Below are 473 nucleotides of genomic sequence, written 5' to 3'. Positions count from 1 at the left end.
CTTAAACCGGTGTTTAACTGGTTTAGCGACAAGGTAAAACAGCTTGCCAACTGGTTCGCTGACCTGATTAAACCGGTTAAAGCCACACAAGAGACTTTGGCCGTAGCGACCAACGCGGGCAAGTTATTTGGTGAGGGGCTGGCGGCTGCGCTGAGTCTGCCGATGAATGCACTGAATACCCTGCGCAGTGGCATTGACTGGGTGCTGGAAAAACTCGGCATTATTGATAGCAAGTCGGACGGGCTGGCCGATAAAGTCCCGAAAGATAACCCTTATGCGGGTGGCTATTCACCGAGTGGCGGCGTGTTGTATGGCGGTTATCAGCCGGTCACGGCCAATACCGGCACCACCATAGTCGATAGCAGTGTGACCACCAATGATATCAAGGTCACTATCCCGCCGGGCATGAGCCGACAGGATGCCGAACGCATGATGACAGATGCCCTTGCCAAAAATGAACGCACTAAACGCGC

Annotated in this window: 1 pseudogene; it reads left to right on the top strand. The window is 53.7% G+C overall.

From position 1 onward, the window contains the following. A pseudogene (locus FTA96_RS23185) lies at nt 1-473 on the top strand (phage tail tape measure protein); the annotation flags it as partial.

This window comes from Yersinia alsatica (assembly GCF_902170305.1).
Lineage (GTDB): Bacteria > Pseudomonadota > Gammaproteobacteria > Enterobacterales > Enterobacteriaceae > Yersinia > Yersinia alsatica.
The sequence above is the reverse complement of the archived record's forward strand: the minus strand, read 5'-3'. Positions and strand labels throughout refer to the sequence as shown.